This window comes from Neolewinella lacunae, from assembly GCF_014349155.1.
GTDB classification, from domain to species: domain Bacteria; phylum Bacteroidota; class Bacteroidia; order Chitinophagales; family Saprospiraceae; genus Neolewinella; species Neolewinella lacunae.
On sequence record NZ_JACSIT010000125.1, the window covers coordinates 1 to 623 of the forward strand.

A 623-nucleotide genomic window follows, 5' to 3' on the forward strand; every position below is an offset into this window, starting at 1 on the left:
ATCGTTTCCGTGATCGTCACCTCGCAGTTGTCCACCCCGGCCGCAGCACCAAAGACGGCGTTGCGCTCCTCGATGGTCGTCTCCGTGATGTCGGCAGGCAGCGCGGCGTTGTACTCAATGCAGCTCAGCGTAACCGGGCTCGGGGGGATACATACCGGGGCGTTCTTGTCCTCCACCAGTACGTCCAGCCAGCAGAAGTTTACGTTGCCGGCGGCGTCTTCTACCCGCAGGCCGACGCGTACCGTGCCCAGATCAGCACAGGTCAGGATCAGTTCCTGGTCGTATACCTCCAGGGCGATGTTGGCAGCGTTCACACGGGCGATGGACAGCGTTACACCGGAGCAGTCGTCGTAAGAACCGTTGTCGATGTTCTCCGGCGTCAGGACGGCAAAGCCCGTGGGCAGACCCGTCGTGGAAGAAGAACCGGAAGAGATGCCGATGTTCAGGCCGTCTTCGCAGATCGCAACGGGGGCCGTGCGGTCTTCCACCGTGAAGAGGTAGTCGGAGAAGTCAGAGTTGCCACACTGATCGGTGTAGGTGTAGCGCAGCAGGTGCGTTCCTACGGGGATGGCCGTCGTGATCTCGGGCGTAGCGTTGTTGGGGTTGACTACGAAGGAGCCGAT

The 623-nt window shown here is 61.3% G+C and carries 1 pseudogene; it reads right to left on the minus strand.

The features are described 5' to 3' along the window. Nucleotides 1-623, minus strand: a pseudogene (locus H9S92_RS14015) (hypothetical protein); the annotation flags it as partial.